The organism is Tepidisphaeraceae bacterium, assembly GCA_035998445.1.
Taxonomy (GTDB): domain Bacteria; phylum Planctomycetota; class Phycisphaerae; order Tepidisphaerales; family Tepidisphaeraceae; genus DASYHQ01.
On sequence record DASYHQ010000032.1, the window covers coordinates 41925 to 60646 of the forward strand.

The window sequence follows — 18722 nt, forward strand, 5'->3', positions numbered from 1 at the left end:
TCGGAATAGCTGGGCGTCCCTGAAGCGCCTGATGACGCTCAATCCTGTCGCGCCAGTTCTGCAAATTGTTCCCCGCGGTCCTCAAAGTTAGTGAATTGGTCGTAGCTCTTGCAGCCCGTGCTCAGCAAAACAATATCACCTGCCGCCGCGTTCTGCTTTGCGATCCTAATTGCCGTCGCGAGGTCGCCGCACTCGTAGACGGCGGCGGCGGTTTGCGAGACGGATTCAGCCAAAATCGCCGCTATCTGCGGTCCCACCGCGCCGATGCACAGCACCGCCTTGGCCCGTTCCGTCAGCGCATTGCACATCGCAGTTAGCGGCGCCTGCGAGTCGTAGCCACCGACAATTTGAAGCACGTGACCCGTCGGAAACGAATCGAGCGCCGCGACGGCGGCCTCGGGAATCGTCGCGATCGAGTCGTTGTAGAATCGCACGCCGTCCGCCTCGTGCACGAGTTGCAGGCGATGCGGCAGCCCGGGAAAATCGGCCGCGGCATGTTGGGCGTCGTCCCACGATACGCCTAGCACATTGGCCGCTGCGAACGCGCCTTGGGCGTTCAACTGATTGTGCGCGCCCGGCAGCGCCAGCTCGAACGGCTTGCTGTTGGGCAGCGGGTAAAACGCCACGCGCCCGCCGGCGTCCTTCGCGAAGGATCTCGCGCCGGCGTCACCGCCGTTCAACACCGCGATGTCGTCGGCGTTCTGGAACCGCACGATGTTGCGCTTGGCGTCCTGGTACGCCTCCACCGACCCGTGCCACGCCAGATGGTCGGCCGCCACCATCGTCACCAGCGCCACGTGCGGCGACCACCGCATCGCCTTCAGATGCTCGAGCATATAGCTCGACAGCTCCAGGACCACCCGATGCGTCGGCTCGATCTGCGGCAGGTCCGACAGAAGCGACCCGCCGATGTTCCCACCCACCCACGTCTTGTATTTCGTCGCGAGCATTCGCCCGAGCAGCGCTGTGGTCGTCGATTTCCCCTTCGTGCCCGTCACGCCGACGATCGGTGCCGGGCAGCGTTCGACGAACAGGCGGATCTCGGTGGTGATCGGCACATTCGCCTCGCGCGCCGCCTGCAGGAACGGGCTGCCGATCGGGATGGCCGGGTTGGCGACGACGAGATCGGTCTGGGTGAAGTCCTCGACGCGCTGGTTTCCCAGCCGAAGCTCGATCGGCAGGCCGTCGAGCTGCTCGATCGAGTCGATCAGTTCCGCCGCCGAGGCTTGATCGGTCACGAGGACGTTTGCGCCCTGTTCTACCAGCCATTTCGCAACGGAAATGCCACCACCAAATCGACCGAGGCCGGCGACGGTGACGTGTTGTCCCTTGAGTTCCATACGAATCAACTCGATAAATGCTGTGCGCGAACGGTCGCACGCCAGATGCCAACGCTTTCATCGTCGGGCGGCATGCCTGACGTGCAGAACGCGCACGACATTGCTGCGGATGACGAAGAGAACCCGGTAAACGTGCTGCCGACGTCCCACCAGTAGCTGTCGGATCGGCTCGTCAAAGGCGTCCGACTCCCGTGCTAATCCATGACGGTTGGGGAACGTCTTCAATTCCTCGATCGCCGTCAACATCTCCTCGAGCCATCGGTCCCCCGCTCGCGGGTTCTGCTGACGAATGTATAGATAAGCCGCCTCGATGTCCGTTAACGCTGGTGGTTGAATGACGACCTTGAACGTCATTCCGCACCGCGCGAATCGCGCAGCCGCCGCAGTTGTGTGGTGGCCTTGCGAGCAGTGATGCCCTCGCCTCGCTCAACGGATTCAAGACCGCGGCGAATGCCCTCGACCGCTTGTTGGTAATCGAGTTGCTCTGCCAATCGGTCGACCGTCTGCTCGAGCGCTTCGATTCGCTCCACCATTTGTTTGACCGTTACCGTCGCCATGTGTGCATCCTACCACGAGTGCGACCGAGGGACCTACCTGATGACGCCCGCCAGGTCCGCCTTCATGTCCTCAACCGCCTTGGCGACGCAGGCCTGCCAGTCGCCGCCGCACTGGCTGGCGATCTTGGCGTCGCGGTGGGCGTACAGGATGCTGCGGCTGGCGCTGACGATCGCGCCCTGACCATTCGTGAACGCGGCCTTGGTCATATCGGCCGTTGCGCCCTGCGTGCCGTAGCCGGGCAGCAGGAAGATCGATTTCGGCAGTCGACCGCGCAGCGATTCGATCTGCGAGGTTTGCGTCGCGCCGACGACCGCGCCAAGGGAACTGTAGCCGCTGTCGCCTACCAGCCCGGGCTGGGCCGCGAGCGGCGCGAGCTTGTCGGCGAGCGCTTCGCTCCAGGTCCGGCCGTCGGCCAGCTTCACGTCCTGCAGTTCGGCGCTGCCGGGGTTGCTGGTGCGCACGAGCACGAACAGCCCCTTGTCGTAGTCCTTGGCCGCCTTGATGAACGGCTCGAGCGTGTCCATGCCGAGCATCGGGTTGACCGTGATCGCGTCGGGCGTCACCACGTCGTCCATCTCGTCGAACTGCGGGTCGGCCAAATGGGCGGCGGCATACGCGGCGCTGGTGGAGCCGATGTCGCCGCGCTTTACGTCACCGATGACCAGCAGGCCCAGTTCCTTCGCTTCCTGCACGAGGCTGTAGTACGCCTCGACCCCTTCCCACAGGTACTTCTCGAAGTAAGCCGACTGGAACTTCACGATCGGCACGTGCGGCGCCACGATCTTCAGGACGGCCGTCGTGAACTTGAAGATGGCGTCGATGGATGCCTCGGCGTCGTCGGCATCGCGCGGGCTGGTCAGCACGGCGTCAGGAAGCATCTCGTAGATCGGATCGATGCCGACGCAGATGGGCGAACCCTTCCTGGCGATGGCTGACAATAAGCGGTCGGCGAATAGGTCGGACATAGGAATGCCGAATGTCGATGGATGGCTGCCGAAAGTCAATTGGCGGCGGATGGGTTGAACCGCCAAGGACGCCAAAGTCGCTCGTTTTGTCATCCTGAGGTACCCCGAAGGATCTCCCCCCGTATTTGCTTCGGAAAGAAAGAGATCCTTTGGAGTACCTCAGGATGACGGGCTTTCGCAGGGTGCATACGTCCACTCCTTTCAAATTCCTTGGCGATCTTGGCGTCCTTGGCGGTTCATCCTGCTTCCCGCTACAATCTTTCGCTCGTTTCCCGAAGAACACCCGCAGGAACCCGACCGGAGCGCACCCATGGCCTTGAAGACCGTCGACCCGCAGATTGCCGAACTGATCGTTCAGGAAGAGCACCGCCAGGCGGACACGCTCGAGCTGATCGCCAGCGAGAATCACGTCTCCAAGGCCGTGATGGAGGTCGCCGGCACGGTGCTGACGAACAAGTACGCCGAGGGGTATCCCGGCGCACGGTATTACGGCGGGTGCGGGTTCTACGACCAGATCGAGAACATCGCGATCGACCGCGCCAAGCAGATGTTCGGCTGCAAGTACGCCAACGTACAACCGCACAGTGGCGCCAACGCGAACCTGGCCGCCTTCATGGCGATGATGAAGCCGGGCGACAACTTCATCAGCCTGAACCTGGCCAGCGGTGGGCACCTGAGCCACGGCATGAAACTCAACGCGTCGGCTGTCTTCTTCAAGCCGGCCCACTACGAGTTGAACCCGGAGACGGAAACGATCGACTTCGACCACGTGCGCGCCCAAGCCAAGGAACTGCGCCCCAAGGCCATCCTGTGCGGTTACAGCGCTTACCCCCGCACGATCGACTTCGCCAAGTTCCGCGAGATCGCCGACGAGGTGGGCGCCAAGTTGATGGCCGACGTGGCGCATATCGCCGGCCTGATCGTCGGTGGGGCCCACCCGTCGCCGTTCCCGCACGCGGACATCGTCACCACCACCACGCACAAAACCCTGCGCGGCCCGCGCGGTGGGTTGATCCTCACCAACGACGAGGAGCTGGCCAAGCTGATCAACCGTAGCGTCTTCCCCGGCACGCAGGGGGGGCCGCTCATGCACATCGTTGCCGCCAAGGCGGTGGCGTTTGGTGAGGCGCTGCAGCCGTCGTTCAAGACGTACGCCCAGCAGATCGTGAAGAACGCCGCTTCGCTGGCGAAGGAACTGCAGGCGAAGGGTTACCGCCTCACCAGCGGCGGCACCGACAACCACCTGATGCTCGTCGACCTTCGCGCCCGCAGCGCCGATTTGACCGGCGCCGACGCCGAGAAGGCCCTGGAGGCCGCTGGCATCATCGCCAACAAGAACGGCATCCCCAACGACCCCCGTCCACCGAAGCTGACCAGCGGCATCCGCCTGGGCACGCCGGCGACCACGTCGCGTGGGTTGAAGGAGGCCGACTACGTGACGGTCGCCGATTTCATTGATCGCGCATTGCTTGGAAAAGATGACGCTGACAAGCTCGCCGCAGTGCGCGCGGAAGTGGCGGCGTTCTGCAAGAAGTTCCCGATGCCGCACTGATGCGGTCCGACCCCATTCCCGCCGCGGCGGTCTGGGTAAGGCAAAACGTGAAATCGTGCACCATTGTGCACCATTTTGCACCATCGGGTGATGGAGAGAGAGCCCGTGACAGCAGTCGCGTGGGCTATTCGGTTGTCAAAGAACAGGCTATCCATCTCTACGCCCGCGCTGCGCGATTGAGGCGGATCCGGCGCAACGTCCTTCGATTTCCTCCGTGTCTTCCTGCGTGCTTTCGCGCCTTCGTGGCTCCGGGCGTTTGATCGCGGCTAGCGCCGCGTGCAGGCAAGAATGCCCGCCCCACCAGGAGGAAAGACAGAAGAGAGACAGACAAGAATGTCCGTCTCGCCAAAGAAGAGACACAGGCAAGAATGCCTGTGCCACAGAAGAGAGAAGAAAGAATACGGGGGGAGATGAAGACGGGGGGAGAGACAGGCAGGAATGCCTGTCCTACAGAAGAGCGACGGGAGACTTTAGGGGCGCGCAGGCGGCGGTGGGTGGGAAAGTCCGTCTAACAATTACTCGCCAAGGCGTGTCTTCAGTCGTTCGATTTCCTCGGCGAGCTTTTGCACCTGCACGCGGAGGTCGGGGAGCTTGCGGATGGCGGCCTGTTCGCGAAGGGTCTGGCGGCGAGGGAGGGCAGGGGTGCCCATGACCACCTCGCCGGCGGCGACGTCCTCGACGATCGCGCTGGTGGCGGCGGCCATCGCGCCGTCGCCGATCTTCGCGTGGTCGCGCACCGCCACCTGGCCACCCAGCACGACGCCCGCGCCCAGTTCGGCGCTACCTGCCAGACCCACTTGGCCGACTATGATGCAGTGGGGGCCGATCTTCACGTTGTGCGCGATTTGCACGAGGTTGTCGATCTTCGTGCCCGGGCCGATCACCGTCGCCGCGAACTTCGCGCGGTCGATGCAGACGCACGAGCCGATCTCCACGTCGTCGCCGATCTCGATCGTGCCGATCTGCGGCACCTTCGCATGGCGGCGGCCGTCCCAGCGGTAGCCGAAGCCGTCGGTGCCGATCACGCTGCCGGCGTTGATGATCACGCGGTTGCCGATCGTGATGCGCTCCCGCACGACGCTGTTGGGGAAGATCACGCAGTCGTCGCCGATCGACACGTCGGCCCCGATGTAGACGCCCGGGTGCAGCACGACGTTTCGCCCGATGCGCGCGTTGTCGCCCACGAACACGTTCGGCCCGATGGCCGCGCCGTCCCCAATGCTGGCCGACGGCGCGATGAACGCCGCGTGGTCACGGCCGGGCCGGGGCTTGGGCACCGGTGGGGCGAAGCGCTCCAGCACCTGAGACATCGCCAGGTCGGCGTTGTCGGCCGTCAGCGTGATCGGGCCGGCGCCGTTGCTGGACGCACCGGCCGGCAGCGTCACCCGACGGTCGACGATGACCGCCGACGCCTTCGTCTTCGTGAACTGCTTGACGTACTTATCGTGCCCCAGGAACGACAGTTCGCCTGGCTTGGCCTCGGCCAGCGTGGCGAGACCGGTGATGACCGTGTCACCCCTGCCGCCACGGTCCAAAGGCAGGTTCAACAGGGAGGCGATGTCGGCGAGCGTGAACTGCGGCATAACGTTACTGCCCGCCAGCCTTGAAGTCGGCATCCAGCTTCGCCAGCACCTCATTGGTGATGTCGGCGGCCTCGGCGGCGTACCAGAGGTTCTTGGCGCTCAGGAACTGCGTGAACTGCTGCTTGCTGACGTTGTCGACGGTTTCGGGCAGATCGCCCGACACGTCGGAGATCACGACCTCGATGCCCTTGCTCTTAGCGACCGATTCGATCGCCGCCTGGATCTTCTTGAACATTTCCAGCGTGCGGCCCTTCTCCACGTTTTCCAGATCGGCAGCCGTCAGCTTGCCCCAGGTCTCGGCTTCCACGCGCGCCATGCGCAGCTCGCGGCTCTTCTCGACGTAGCTGGGGGAATCGCGACGCAGCTGCGACAGTTCACCTTCCAGCCGGCGGATGTTGGCGCCCTTCTCGTCGCCGGTCTTCTTCAGCACCTGCCCCTCAGACTCCATCTTTGCCTTCAGCTGCACCGTTTCCTGCGCTTCCTGAAACACCGTGGCCGGCCGCACGACGGCGATCTTCGACTGAGCATCGGCAACGGCGGGGACCAGCAGGCCCAGGACCACGATCGACGCGAGCATGAACGATTTACGCATTGCGAATCCTCTTGTTAAAGCGGCCACTCCGGTCGGTGCGGCGCGTTACTGCAGGAAGCCGAACGAGAAGCTGATGTACTGGACCTCGTCCAGATCATCCTTGGACAGCGGCACCGCGAAGTCGACCGCCAGTGGCAGCTGTCCGAAGACGGGCAGGGTCAGGCGGAAGCCGAACCCGGCGCTCGATCGAATTGTATCCACCTCGAACTCTTCCTCAACCGTGCCGGCGTCGGCGAAGACCACGCCGCGCAGCGTTTCACCGGCCAGCGGGAAGCTCAGTTCCGCCGTGCCCGTCAGCACGAAATTGCCACCGATCGCGTCGTCGTTGAGGCCCGAGCGCGGGCTGATCCCGCGGAAGTCGAACCCGCGCACGCTGCCGATGCCACCGCCGTAGTACCGTTCGAAGAACGGCGCATCGGAGAAGATGTACCCCGCATCAGCGCGAAGCGACAGCACGGTTCGGCGGTCCTGCAGGTCTGTGTTGAGCGTGATGTACCGATCCCAACCGGCCGACAGCTTGGTGAAGTCGTAGTCGCCGCCCAGCGCGCCCACGAACTCGGTGCCGAACGTCAGCACCGACCCGCGGAACGCCAGCGGCCCGCGGTTGCTCGTGTCGCGGCGAAGCTGGAAACCCAGGCTCGTCAGCGCGCTGTACCCCTCGGCCAGCACGATCTCGGGCGCGCGCTCAGCCTTGTCCTCGACGTCGTCGATTTCCACCTGCTCGGCCCGCAGTGAGACGGAGGCCGAATAGACGTAGTTGAACCGCTTGCCGATGCTGAACCGGGCGCCCATGCGCTTGTCGTCGTAGTCCTGCCAGTCGCGGTTGCGGATGTACCCTTCGCCGCTGAAGCTGTAGGGCTGGTCGAACAGGTAGGGCTCGGAGAAACGGATCGAGGCGTTCGTCTGCCGCGTACCCGGTTCCAAGCTGATGCGCAGGTTCTGGCCGGCGCCAGTGAAGGATCGGTCGCTCAGAATATCAAGGAAGCTGTCGGGCGGGTTACCGAGGTCGAAGTTCTTCTGCTCGAACGACAGGTTGCCACCGACGCCACCGTTGCTGTTCACGCCCGCCCCAACCGTGAAGTTGGCGGTTTTGCCTTCGGTCACTTCCACCAGCAAGTCGCGCACGCCGGGCTCGTCGCCAATGGGGGTGATGGAGATGCCCTGGAAGTAGGGCGTGCCGCGCAGTCGGTCGGCGGCATCGGCGACCTCGCCGGAGTCGTAGGTCTGGCCGGGCTGCATCCGCATCTCGCGCAACACGACCTTGTCCTGCGTCTTCCAGTTGCCGCGCACCAGCACGCGTCCCAGCTTGAAGCGCTCGCCTTCGGAGATGTCGTAGACCAGCTCGACCTTGCCGGCCTCGCGGCGGAAGACCGTGCGCGGTTCGATCTGCAGGTATGCGGGGTTCTTGCGTTCGGGATCGAAGATGAACCCGTACGGGCTGTACGCGTCGACCATCGACCGCACGTCGCGCTGCACCGTTTCGTTGTCGAACGGCTTGCCCTCGGTCAGCCGCAGGTTCTGCCGAAGCGCGGTCTCGTCCACCGTCTGGTTCCCGAGGAACGTCACGCGGTCGACCGTGTAGCGCTGGCCCTCGTCGATCAGGAACTCGACCATCAACTCCGACAGGTCCGGCGAGAAGATCAGCTTCCGCCCGACGCGCACGTCGAAGTAGCCCTTGCCCTCGTAATACCGCCGGATGGCGCCCACGTCCTGCTCCACCACGTCCGGACGGAACGTGCCCGGGCGGAAGATGAAGATCCAGCTGTTCGTGCGCACCTGCGGGTACAGCTTGTCGGCCGTCACGCTCTTGTTGCCGATGAACTTCACCTTGCGCACGCGCACGTTCGGCCCCTCGACCACGTTGAAGACAACGTCGCCGGTGCGGGCGAGCCCGTCCTCGTCGATGTTGACGTGGACGAACGGGTAGTTCTTCTCGCGGTAGTAGTTCTCGATCGCCTCGCGGGCGATGTTGACGCGGAAGCGGTCGACGGCCTCGCCAGCGCGGATGTCGATGATCTCGCGTAACGTGGCATCGTCGACCGCCTTCAGCCCCTTGAAATCGATGCGCCCGATCTGCTGTTGTTCGCTGACGGTGAAGCTGACGATCACGCCGCCGTTGGCGGTCGGCTCGACGCGGGCCTCGACGTTGCTGAACTTGCGCAGGTCGTAGACCCGGCGGTAGTCCTCCTCCACCGTGGCCGGCTCGAACGGCTCGCCCTGACGCGTGCGGATGACGTTGAGGATGACCGCGGTCGAAACGCGCGTGTTACCGTTGATGCGGATGCCTTCGACCGGCCGCCCGCGCAGTTCCGGCGACACCACGCCCGCGCCCGGCGCCAGCGGTTGGGCAGGTTGATTGGCTGGTTGTTGCGTCGTGGGAGCGGTCGCCGGTGAGGGCTGGGTTTGCGCGTGCGCACGAGGCGCGGCGAGCGCGCCCACGGCCAAAGCTGTCGCCGCGGCGATCGCGCCGACCGACCGCCGCTTAAGATGCGAACTGCTCACGCGCTGCCCATTCCGCAAAGTCCATCCAGACCCGTACAACCGCCCATTCCAACAGGGTCGGGCAAGTGTAAGCACGGGGGGGCGTGTGTCAAAGAGATCAGAAGTGGGAAGTCGGAACGTCGAACTCGGACGTGAAGAGGGTGGCTCTGGTCCCTCTCCCGGTACGCCGGGGGAGGCTAGGTGGGGGTGATTTCGATCGGCTGACGATCCTCGGAAGAACGAATCACCCTCACCCAGCCTCTCCCAGCGTACCGGGAGAGGGGCCAGAGCGCGTCCCGCTTCAGTTCCCCCTTCGGACACCTTGCCCCAAACCCCGCGTCCCCCGATAATCCACCGTTTCGACGCTAAACCGAGCCATTATGACCTCAGCTGAAATCCGCAAGCAGTACATCGAGTTCTTCGTGCAGAAGCACGGCCACACGTTCGTGCCCAGCAGTCCCGTCGTGCCGCACGACGACCCGACGTTGCTGTTCACCAATGCGGGCATGAACCAGTTCAAGCCGATCTTCCTGGGCCAGGAGACGCGCGACTACTCCCGGGCCGTCAACACGCAGAAGTGCATCCGCGCCGGTGGCAAGCACAACGACCTGGACGACGTCGGCCGCAGCCGGCGGCATCACACGTTCTTCGAGATGCTCGGCAACTGGTCGTTCGGCGACTACTTCAAGCGCGGCGCGATCGAAATGGCCTGGGAACTGCTGACCAACGTATGGAAGCTCGACCCCACCCGCCTGCACGTCAGCTGCTTCGAAGGCGACGAGAAGAACGGCGTGCCCCGCGATACCGAAGCCGCCAACATCTGGAAAGAGGTCGCCGGTATTCCCGACGACCACATCCACTACTTCGGCAAGGACAACTTCTGGGAAATGGGCGACACCGGCCCCTGCGGCCCGTGCACCGAGATCTACTACGACCGCACGCCCGACAAGTCCGGCGGCAATTCCGTCAACGGTGACGACCCGCGCGTGATGGAGATCTGGAACAACGTCTTCATCCAGTACAACCGCAACGCCGACCGCAGCCTGACCACGCTGCCCAGCCAGCACGTCGACACCGGCATGGGCTTCGAGCGCATCTGCCAGGTGCTGCAGGACGTCGACAGCAACTACAGCATCGATTTGTTCAACCCCTTCTGGTCGCGCCTGAAAGACCTCAGTGGCCACACCTACGGCGGCAAGTTCCCGAAAACCAACAGCGTCGACGCCGTCGCCGAGGCCGCCGATGAAGGCCTGCGCAAGGACATCGCCTTCCGCGTCATCGCCGATCACATTCGCTGCCTCACGTTCGCCCTGACCGACGGCGCCGTCCCCAGCAACGAGGGCCGGGGGTACGTGCTGCGGCGGATTTTACGCCGGGCCGTTCGATTTGGCCGGCAGCAGTTGGAATTGAAAGAGCCGTTTCTGCACACGCTGGTGCCGATCGTCGTTGAGGCGATGGGCGATGCGTTCCCGGAGTTGAAGAAGAACCCGCAGGGCGTGGTCGAGTTGGTGAAGGATGAAGAGGTGAGCTTCAGCCGAACGTTGGATAGAGGCTTACAGCAGTTTTTTGAGGCAGAAGTCGAAGCCATTCTGGCCGCACTCAATCAATCCATCCAAGGACCAATCACCGCAAGTTGGGACCCGGCAGACATGCGAGAGGCATCTTTTACCTATGCCGGTCATGACGGCAGTGGCGTAACGATTTCTTACAATCGTTCACGCGAGATCGCTGGCGCTATCGTTCTACCTGCCGCGGACGCCTTCAAACTCCACGACACCTACGGCTTCCCGATCGACCTCACGCGCATCATGGCCGAGGAACGCGGTATGACCGTCGATGTTGCCGGTTACGAGAAGTTGATGGAGGAGGCCCGCGAGAAGGCACGGCAGGGCGGGAAGGGCGAGGCGTCGTCGTTGACGACGTTGCCGCCGCAGGTGCTCGAGCAATTGCGCGAGCGAGGCGTGGCGCCGACGGACGACTCGGAGAAGTACGGGTACGAGCAACTCCGCGGCAAGGTCATGGCGATCTGGGACGGCAAGGAATTGGTCGATTCGATCAAGACCGATACCGAACTGCCGGCGGCCCTCATCCTCGATCGCACCAACTTTTACGCGGAGATGGGCGGGCAGGTGGGCGATGTCGGGCGCATCGTGACGGCCGGTGGTGGGTCGTTCGACGTCGAGGGCACGCGCTCGGTCGGTGGGTACGTGCTGCACGTCGGGCGGGTGCGCAACAGCGAGGTTACAGCCGGGAAGGCCGCGAGCGCCACGGTTGGCATTCAGCGCGTGGCGACGCAGCAGAATCATACGACGACGCACCTGGCCAACTGGGCGCTGCGCGAGGTGCTCGGCGAAGGCGTGCAGCAGAAGGGGTCGCTGGTCGATCCGGAAAAGCTGCGCTTCGACTTCTCGCACGGCAAGGCGCTGGGCGACGATGAATTGGGCAGGATCGAGTCGCTCGTGAGCGCCGCCATCGAGCGGAAGATGCCGGTGTACGCCAAGGAAGTGCCGCAGGAACAGGCGTTGAAAATCAACGGGCTGCGGGCGGTGTTCGGCGAGAAGTATCCGCCGATGGTGCGCGTGGTGAGCGTGGGCGCGCCGGTGGATGCGTTAATCAGCGATCCGGAGAATGCCGACTGGCGGAAGTACTCAATCGAGTTCTGCGGCGGCACGCACCTGGCCAGTTCCGAAGAGGCCGAGGGGTTTGCGATCGTGGCCGAGGAATCGGTCAGCAAGGGCATCCGCCGACTGGTCGCCGTCACCGGCCCTACAGCCAAGTCGGCCAACGCGGCGGCCAAGGCGCTGGATGAGAACATCGAGCGCATGGAGCAGTTGAAGGACGACCAACTGAGCCCGTCGATCGCGGCGCTGCAGAAGGCGGTCGCCGCGCCCGGGCTGCCGTTGCGCGCCAAGCGCCGCGGGCAGATCGCGATCGCCGAACTCCAACGGCGTCAGAAGGCGTTCGAGAAATCCAGCGGTGGCCAGAAGGCGGCCAGCGGTGGCGTGGACGCCGTCGCGATCGCCGGTGATCTGCTGACGGCCGCCGTGGATTTAGGCGGTGGCAAGATGGTCGTTGGTCATATCCCCGGCGCCACGAACGACGGTCTGCTGTCGGCGATCGATTCGGTCCGCAAGAAGACGCCGAGCGTCGCCGTGATGCTTGCCAGCGCCAGTGACGGTAAGGTGAACTTTGTCGCCGCCGTCAGTGATGACCTGATCGCCAAGGGCCTGAAGGCCGGCGATTGGGTGCGCGAGGCTGCCAAGGTCGCCGGTGGGGGTGGCGGGGGTCGGCCAAACATGGCTCAGGCGGGGGGGAAGGATCCGTCGAAACTCGATGAGGCCCTGACGACCGCCCGGGCGTACGCGACGGGAGCGGTCAAGTAGGACCGCAAGCATAGTAGGTTTGTCATCCCGAGGGGAGCGGTAGCGATCCGAGGGATCGGCACTAGAGACGCTTAAAGGCGGTTCGAGATCCCTCAGGTCGCTACCGCTCCCTTCGGGATGACATGCTTTGCCTGTACGTCATCCGTTAGTCAGTGCCTACTCCGCCGGTTGGCGTCATTCCATCTGCGCGCTGGCGCCCTCGCGGCGGCCGGTGTCCTCAGAATCAGGGTCGACGGTCACCCGGGCAACCGCGCCGCTGAAATCGCTGGACTCCATCGCCGGCACCACGGCCCGGCCGACGCCCGCGGCGACCAGGCGGGCGGCGAACGTCTCGGCTTGGTCGGCTTCGCCATGTACGATATAGGCGGTGGTCTGCGGCTTTAGCGTCGGTCCGAGGAAGCGCAGCAACTCGTCACCGTCGCCGTGGGCGCTTAAGCCATGCAGCGTGCGCACCTGGCACTTCAGGTCGTACCAGCGGTCGAGAATGCGCACCCGCGTCTGCCCCTCCTGCAACCGCCGGCCGAGCGTGTGCGGGGGAATCCAACCGACGAAGACGATCAAGTCCTGCTCGCGCTCCACGCTCATCGCCACGTGGTGCAACACCCGGCCAAACTCGCACGTCGGGCTGCTGGCGATGATGACGCACGGCCCACGGTCGGCGTTCACGCGCTTGCTCTCCTCTCGGCTGGTGGCGAGCGTGACCTTCCCCAGGCCGAAGAGGTCCTTCTGGCCGATCAGCTCCTGCGTCTGCGTGTCGTAGTTTTCGCGGAACTCGGAGGTGATGCGCGTCACCTCGGCGCCCATTGGGCTGTCGACATAGATGGGGATCGATGGGATCTTCCCCTCGGCCACGAACTTCTGCATGTACCACAGCACCGTCTGCGTGCGCCCGACGGCGAAGCTGGGGATGATCAACCGGCCCTTGCTGCGGATGATCTGCTGGACGGCTTCCAGGAATTGCGGTTCGACGTCGTCCATCGGCCCGTGCGCGCGTCCGCCGTAGGTGCTTTCGGTGATGACGACGTCGAACGTGCCGGCCAGTGGTTCGGGGTCGCGCAGGATGGGGGTGTCGTAGCGGCCGATGTCACCGGTGAACAGCAGCCGGCGTTTCTTGCCGAGTTCCTCGAATTCCATCACCACGTACGCCGAGCCGAGGATATGGCCGGCATCGTGGAACGTGAACGAGACACCGTTACCCAAATCGGTCGGCTGGCGGTAGGGCGTGCGGCGGAACGCCTTCAGCACCGCGCCCACATCGCTGAACGTGTAAAGCGGGCTGACTTCTTCCCCCTGCGGCGAGCGCGATCGGCGGTTCAGGTACTCGGCGTCTTCCTCCTGAATGCGGGCCGAGTCCTGCAGCACCACCCGGGCCACCTCGCAGGTGGCGGGCGTGGCGTAGATGGGGCCCGTATAGCCCTCCCGCAGCGCCACGGGCAGTCGGCCGCAATGGTCGAGGTGCCCGTGCGACAGCACGATGGCGTCCAGCGAGCGCGGGTCGAACGACTGGTATTCGTTGATCCGCCTGGCCTCGTCGCGCTGGCCCTGGTACATGCCCATGTCGAGCAGGATGCGTTTTCCGTTGATCTCCACGAGGTGCGACGAGCCGGTGACGGTGCGGTTGGCGCCGCAAAAGTGGATGCGCATGGAGGAAGGGTAAGCGTCCCAGGCCATTTGCACCATATTGAAGGATCAAGACCTCGCCACTGAAGTGGCAACGCCGTCGAGCGGCGCGGCGTTGCCACTTCAATGGCGAGGTCCGACGACGTAGGTGCGTCGCGCACTGTTATCGGTCTGAATATGACGGTTAAATAGATTGGCAAAACGGCGTAAGATTGAGTATTCATGGTAGTTCCAAGGCATTGGCCCGATTCTGATGAAGTCACCCCCGCAACGGCCGATAGTGTGAAGACGAACACCTGCCTGCATCGAAGGCGCTGCGGGCTTCACGACTGAGGACAACTTTGCGATATCTTTTCCGAGGCTTGATTCGCGAGACCGGCAAGCCGGTCGTTGGTCACGTAGAGGCCGACACCGAAGAAACCGCGTTTAATGCGCTGGCCGACAACGGCATTGTGACCGAGTCGCTGAACCCGGATCCCAAGCCCAACTTCCCCGCCCCCAACATGGGTCAGGCGCCCCGGTTCGCCGACGCGCTCGACTCTGCGTTCGACGCCAGCGCGCACCAGATCGCGTTCGACGACCTGACGGAGCGTTATCGCGGCAAGCGGGTGTGGGTGATCGACCGCGACAAGATTCGCCGGCGGGTGTCGCAGGTCGTTGACCAGGCGATGGCCGAGGCGCAGAGCGAACTCGACAGTGATACCGAGACGCGCGAGCGCGTCGCCAAGGCGATCGAAGGGCTGTTCAAGGACAGCAAGAACATCACCAGCCCGCAGACGCTGGAGCCCCCGCGTCCACCGCAGCCCGCGGCTCCACCGCCGGTGCCCGCCAACTTCGCCCCTGCCGGGCCCGTCGCCGGTGGTCCGGTGCTCGATGCCCAGATCGACCGGCTGGCGAACCTGATCACGACCGCAGAAACCGTGCTGGCCAGCATCCAGGCCGCCGCCCGCAACGCCAGCTTTGGCCGCGGTGGTGGTGGTGAAGGTGGTGGCGGTGGTGGCCGTCGTCGCGGTCGCGCCAGCAAGGTGAAGATGACCGACAACGACGTGTTGTTGGAAATCTTCAAGTCGAACATGCAGTTGCAGCGTGGCGTTACACCGCCGCCTGCTCCACCCTCGGTCACCGACACCGGTGACGTTCCCGCCGAAGCCTCAGCGGTCGCCGAGGCCGACGCACCAATGGAAGACGCCCCAATGGCGGAGGCCGATGGTGGCTCCGACGAAGGCACGCTGCCTGTGGCATCGGGCGACGATAAAGCCTGAGCCACCGATAGCCGATGATCTGCTCAGGAAGGGCGCGAAGCGGTGACCAGAGTGGAAACATCCGATCGTACCCAACTGTCATAGGACGTATATTTTACCGATTTTACTAGCACGCTTTCGGACGCGAGGTTAGAGTCGCCTAACCCAAAGGCGGAGGTCTCCCCCGCAAGCGCGAGCGGTGCAATTCAAACCAAACAAGCAAAACAGAACAAAACAACCCCTTTTTCGGAGTCTGACATCCATGAGCGAAAAGTCGAGCATTCGTCCCCAAATTGGTAAGAACATCATTGCCTCGCGTCAGCGTGACGATGATGGCGGTCAACAGACGGAGCCGTTGCTCCTGGGCATCGACCTTGGCACCAGCCGCAGCTCGGTCGTGAGCCTGGACGGCAAGCGCAAGACCGTCGAGAGCTACGTCGGCTACCCCAAGGACGCCGTGTCGCGCAAGCTGTTGAAGGCCGACGTGATCTTCGGCAAGCACGCCTTGGACAACCGCCTGGCTGTCGAACTGTACCGTCCGCTCGAGAAGGGCGTGATCAAGGGCACGTTCGACGGTGAGGGTGGCACGCAGGACCCCGAGGGTCGCAACGTCGAGGCCTCCAAGGACCTGATCCGCCACCTGGTGGAGATGATGGAGCCCGGCCGCGACGAGCAGATCTTCGCCGTCATCGGTGTGCCGTCGCTCGCCAGCTCGAAGAACAAGCAGGCGATGATCGACGCCGCCAAGGACAGCTGCGACGCCGTCATGCTCGTCAGCGAACCGTTCACGGTCGCCTACGGCATGGAGAAGATGAGCGACATCCTCGTCATCGACATCGGCGCCGGCACGAGCGACTTGTGCCGTATGCACGGTACGGTGCCGACGGAAGAAGACGAAGTGACGATCCCGATCGCCGGTGACGCGGTCGACGCCAAGCTGATGGAGCTGATCAAGCAGGCCTACCCGCAGGCCTCGATCACGCTGAACATGTGCAAGGCGTTCAAGGAACAGTACGGCTACGTGTCGGACACGAAGGACAAGATCGAGGTCCTGCTGCCCGTCGCCGGTAAGCCGACACCGCACGACATCACGGGCATCATGCGTGACGCGTGCAGCATCCTGATCGACCCGATCGTTCAAGGCATCCACAAGCTGGTCAGCACGTTCAACCCCGAATACCAGGAACGCCTGCGTCAGAACATCCTTCTGTCGGGTGGTGGTGGCCTGATGCGTGGCCTGAACAAGCGTCTCGAAGTCGAGATGGAAAAGATCGTCGGTGGCGGCAAGGTGACGATCGTCGAGGAACCGCTGTACGCGGGTGCCGTCGGCGCGCTCCAGCTCGCTCAGGATATGCCCGCCGACTATTGGCAGCAGCTCCGGTAGTCTCCAAGGCAGTTCCGAGAGACTTTCCGTAACGAAACGAGCGGGCCGGCACGAAAGTGCCGGCCCGCTTTCGTTTGGAGCGAGTACCGCCCATACAGGTTGTCATCCCGATGGGAGCCTTGGCGACCTGAGGGATCTCCCAGTGGCGTGAATCGCTCGTCATTCGAGATCCCTCAGGTCGCTACCGCTCCCTTCGGGATGACATGCTCTGGCCTGCACGTGATTCGTCAGGTCGCACCGATTCTCTCCCGAAGCATGCGGCGGTGGAAACGAACCCGGTCGCGCCCAGACCATCCACCCTCGCCTAAGATGCCTGCATGTGGTTCACGGACCCAACGCAGAAGCCTGACTGGTCAAAAGCCACAGCGCATCTGTCGAAGGTAGACCCGGTGATGAAGTCCGTCATCGAGCGCGTGGGCCCATGCGGGCTAAAGCCGAGGCGCGACTACTTCATCGTGCTGGCTCAATCGATCTTCACGCAGCAGATCAGCACGAAGGTCGCGACGGTGCTGTTCAACCGCTTTCGCGACCAGTTCCCACGCCGCAAGCCGACGCCGTTGCTGGCCAAGGCGTTTCTGACGAGCGACGACGAGGCGACCATCCGCTCGTGCGGCATTTCCCGGCAAAAGCGGGGCTACCTGATCGACCTGTGCGACCACTTCATCGACCGGAAGGTTCCCGTCCGCCGGTTCGCGAAGATGACGGACGAAGAGGTGATTCAGTCGCTGATTCCGGTGAAGGGCATCGGCCGGTGGACCGCGGAGATGTTCCTGATCTTCGTGCTGAACCGCCCGGACGTCTTCCCGATCGACGACCTCGGGCTGCAGGAATCCTACAAGCGCCTCTACGGCCTGCCGACCCGCCCGACCGCCAAGGAGCTGCTGCCCCTGGGCGACCGCTGGCGGCCATGGCGAACCATCGCGACGTACTACCTTTGGCGGGGCGTGGAAGGGTGATTCGTCCTCGGCTTCTTTCCTTCGCGGCTCAAACCGCTTTGGCATCCAGTGGCCCGAATGTTGCGTAACGTTGGCTATGCCACGAGCGTCCACCAAACCGTCCGCGCCTCGAAAGCCGGCGACCAAGGTCGAACAGCCACAGTACGGCCTCGTCTGCATCACCTTTAGTAACGAGTGCCGCTACCGCACGACCACGCGGGCCGCTTACCTGGCCTTGCCCGATGACGCCGCCCGGCGGGCGCTGTTGGAGCGCATCTACTGGGAAAACATCAGCCGGTTCCACAACGCGTTGTCGTACTGTGACCGCCATGACATTCGACTGTATCGCGTGACGTCGTCGCTGTTCCCCATGAGCGACGAACCGATCGGCGACGCTGTGCTGCGCGGCTATGGAGCGTTGCTGTCCTCCATCGGCCGCCGGGCGGAACGGTTGAAGATCCGCATCGTCATTCACCCCGACCAGTTCGTCGTGCTAAGCAGTGACACCCCGAAGGTCGTGCAGACGAGCGTGATGATCCTGGAAAAGCACGCGTTGGCGTTCGACCTGATCGGCCTGCCGCGCAGCCCGTGGGCCGCGATGATCATCCATGGCGGCAAGGCGGATCGGGCGGAACGTCTGCTGGAGACCATCAGCCAACTGTCACCTGCGGTGCGATCGCGCCTGTGTCTGGAGAACGACGAGTACAGCTACTCCGCGACCGACATCCTGCGCATCTGCCGGGCGGCGAACGTGCCGATGGTGTTCGACAATCTGCATCACGCGATCAAGGAACAGCTCGACAGTTACGATCACCCCAGCATTCGCCGGCTGACGCGCGCCGCCTGCGCCACCTGGCCACGGCCAGGGTGGCAGCTCGTCCACCTGTCCAACGGGAACACCGCCTTCCGCGACCGCAACCACAGTCAGCTCATTACCGACTTGCCGGCCGCTTATAGCGACGTGCCATGGATCGAAGTGGAGGCCCGCGGGAAGGAACAAGCAATCAACGACCTGCGCGCCCGCAGGAAGTGAACGCCGCGATCTGGTGAGACGGCCGTCCTTGCCCGGTCGCCGCTCGCCAACGGCG

13 protein-coding genes are annotated in these 18722 nt (G+C 63.9%); 6 read left to right on the top strand and 7 right to left on the bottom strand.

Annotated features, from left to right (window positions below; translation table 11 throughout):
- Positions 1-38 precede the first annotated feature (38 nt).
- The 3 genes from murD to pyrF form a co-directional block, all read right to left on the bottom strand.
- Complete coding sequence (gene murD / locus VGN72_12570; protein ID HEV7300195.1) at positions 39-1340, bottom strand: UDP-N-acetylmuramoyl-L-alanine--D-glutamate ligase; 1302 nt, start codon at positions 1338-1340, stop codon at positions 39-41.
- A gap of 350 nt (positions 1341-1690) precedes the next feature.
- Positions 1691-1897 (bottom strand): hypothetical protein, encoded by a 207-nt coding sequence (locus VGN72_12575; protein ID HEV7300196.1) that lies wholly within the window; start codon positions 1895-1897, stop codon positions 1691-1693.
- Between the two features lie 33 nt (positions 1898-1930).
- The gene (gene pyrF / locus VGN72_12580; GenBank protein ID HEV7300197.1) at positions 1931-2863 is read right to left on the bottom strand and encodes an orotidine-5'-phosphate decarboxylase; all 933 of its coding nucleotides are present in this window, start codon (positions 2861-2863) and stop codon (positions 1931-1933) included.
- A gap of 310 nt (positions 2864-3173) precedes the next feature.
- On the opposite strand from pyrF, the gene glyA reads away from it, so the two are divergent.
- On the top strand, positions 3174-4415 hold the full coding sequence (gene glyA, locus VGN72_12585; protein HEV7300198.1) for a serine hydroxymethyltransferase: 1242 nt from the start codon (positions 3174-3176) through the stop codon (positions 4413-4415).
- A 515-nt stretch (positions 4416-4930) separates the two neighbouring features.
- Here the strand turns inward: glyA and lpxD are convergent.
- Genes lpxD through VGN72_12600 form a run of 3 tightly spaced genes read right to left on the bottom strand, consistent with a single transcriptional unit; the run spans position 4931 to position 9092 of the window.
- Complete coding sequence (lpxD, locus tag VGN72_12590) at positions 4931-5998, bottom strand: UDP-3-O-(3-hydroxymyristoyl)glucosamine N-acyltransferase (GenBank protein ID HEV7300199.1); 1068 nt, start codon at positions 5996-5998, stop codon at positions 4931-4933.
- 4 nt (positions 5999-6002) lie between these two features.
- Complete coding sequence (locus VGN72_12595; protein HEV7300200.1) at positions 6003-6590, bottom strand: OmpH family outer membrane protein; 588 nt, start codon at positions 6588-6590, stop codon at positions 6003-6005.
- 45 nt (positions 6591-6635) lie between these two features.
- A complete protein-coding gene (locus VGN72_12600) occupies positions 6636-9092 on the bottom strand; it encodes a BamA/TamA family outer membrane protein (protein HEV7300201.1) in 2457 nt (818 codons plus the stop codon).
- A gap of 359 nt (positions 9093-9451) precedes the next feature.
- Between VGN72_12600 and alaS the strand changes: the two genes are divergently transcribed.
- Positions 9452-12454 (top strand): alanine--tRNA ligase, encoded by a 3003-nt coding sequence (gene alaS / locus VGN72_12605; protein ID HEV7300202.1) that lies wholly within the window; start codon positions 9452-9454, stop codon positions 12452-12454.
- A 174-nt stretch (positions 12455-12628) separates the two neighbouring features.
- On the opposite strand, the gene VGN72_12610 is transcribed toward alaS, so the two are convergent.
- A complete protein-coding gene (locus tag VGN72_12610) occupies positions 12629-14098 on the bottom strand; it encodes an MBL fold metallo-hydrolase (protein HEV7300203.1) in 1470 nt (489 codons plus the stop codon).
- Between the two features lie 317 nt (positions 14099-14415).
- On the opposite strand from VGN72_12610, the gene VGN72_12615 reads away from it, so the two are divergent.
- The 4 genes from VGN72_12615 to uvsE all read left to right on the top strand — a co-directional run bounded on the left by VGN72_12615 (position 14416) and on the right by uvsE (position 18667).
- Complete coding sequence (locus VGN72_12615) at positions 14416-15336, top strand: hypothetical protein (GenBank protein HEV7300204.1); 921 nt, start codon at positions 14416-14418, stop codon at positions 15334-15336.
- A 241-nt stretch (positions 15337-15577) separates the two neighbouring features.
- A complete protein-coding gene (mamK, locus tag VGN72_12620; protein HEV7300205.1) occupies positions 15578-16699 on the top strand; it encodes a MamK family actin-like protein in 1122 nt (373 codons plus the stop codon).
- A gap of 392 nt (positions 16700-17091) precedes the next feature.
- Positions 17092-17655, top strand: coding sequence for a hypothetical protein (locus VGN72_12625; GenBank protein HEV7300206.1), 564 nt, complete (start codon positions 17092-17094; stop codon positions 17653-17655).
- 76 nt (positions 17656-17731) lie between these two features.
- Complete coding sequence (gene uvsE / locus VGN72_12630; protein ID HEV7300207.1) at positions 17732-18667, top strand: UV DNA damage repair endonuclease UvsE; 936 nt, start codon at positions 17732-17734, stop codon at positions 18665-18667.
- The last annotated feature ends 55 nt before the right edge of the window (positions 18668-18722 follow it).

Excerpts from the sequence above, each read along its gene's own strand:
- glyA (HEV7300198.1), top strand. The coding sequence starts at position 3,174 with ATGGCCTTGAAGACCGTCGACCCGCAGATTGCCGAACTGATCGTTCAG.
- murD (HEV7300195.1), bottom strand. The coding sequence starts at position 1,340 with ATGGAACTCAAGGGACAACACGTCACCGTCGCCGGCCTCGGTCGATTT.
- VGN72_12610 (HEV7300203.1), bottom strand. The coding sequence starts at position 14,098 with ATGCGCATCCACTTTTGCGGCGCCAACCGCACCGTCACCGGCTCGTCG.
- lpxD (HEV7300199.1), bottom strand. The coding sequence starts at position 5,998 with ATGCCGCAGTTCACGCTCGCCGACATCGCCTCCCTGTTGAACCTGCCT.
- VGN72_12595 (HEV7300200.1), bottom strand. The coding sequence starts at position 6,590 with ATGCGTAAATCGTTCATGCTCGCGTCGATCGTGGTCCTGGGCCTGCTG.
- VGN72_12625 (HEV7300206.1), top strand. The coding sequence starts at position 17,092 with ATGAAGTCCGTCATCGAGCGCGTGGGCCCATGCGGGCTAAAGCCGAGG.
- alaS (HEV7300202.1), top strand. The coding sequence starts at position 9,452 with ATGACCTCAGCTGAAATCCGCAAGCAGTACATCGAGTTCTTCGTGCAG.
- VGN72_12575 (HEV7300196.1), bottom strand. The coding sequence starts at position 1,897 with ATGGCGACGGTAACGGTCAAACAAATGGTGGAGCGAATCGAAGCGCTC.
- mamK (HEV7300205.1), top strand. The coding sequence starts at position 15,578 with ATGAGCGAAAAGTCGAGCATTCGTCCCCAAATTGGTAAGAACATCATT.
- pyrF (HEV7300197.1), bottom strand. The coding sequence starts at position 2,863 with ATGTCCGACCTATTCGCCGACCGCTTATTGTCAGCCATCGCCAGGAAG.
- uvsE (HEV7300207.1), top strand. The coding sequence starts at position 17,732 with ATGCCACGAGCGTCCACCAAACCGTCCGCGCCTCGAAAGCCGGCGACC.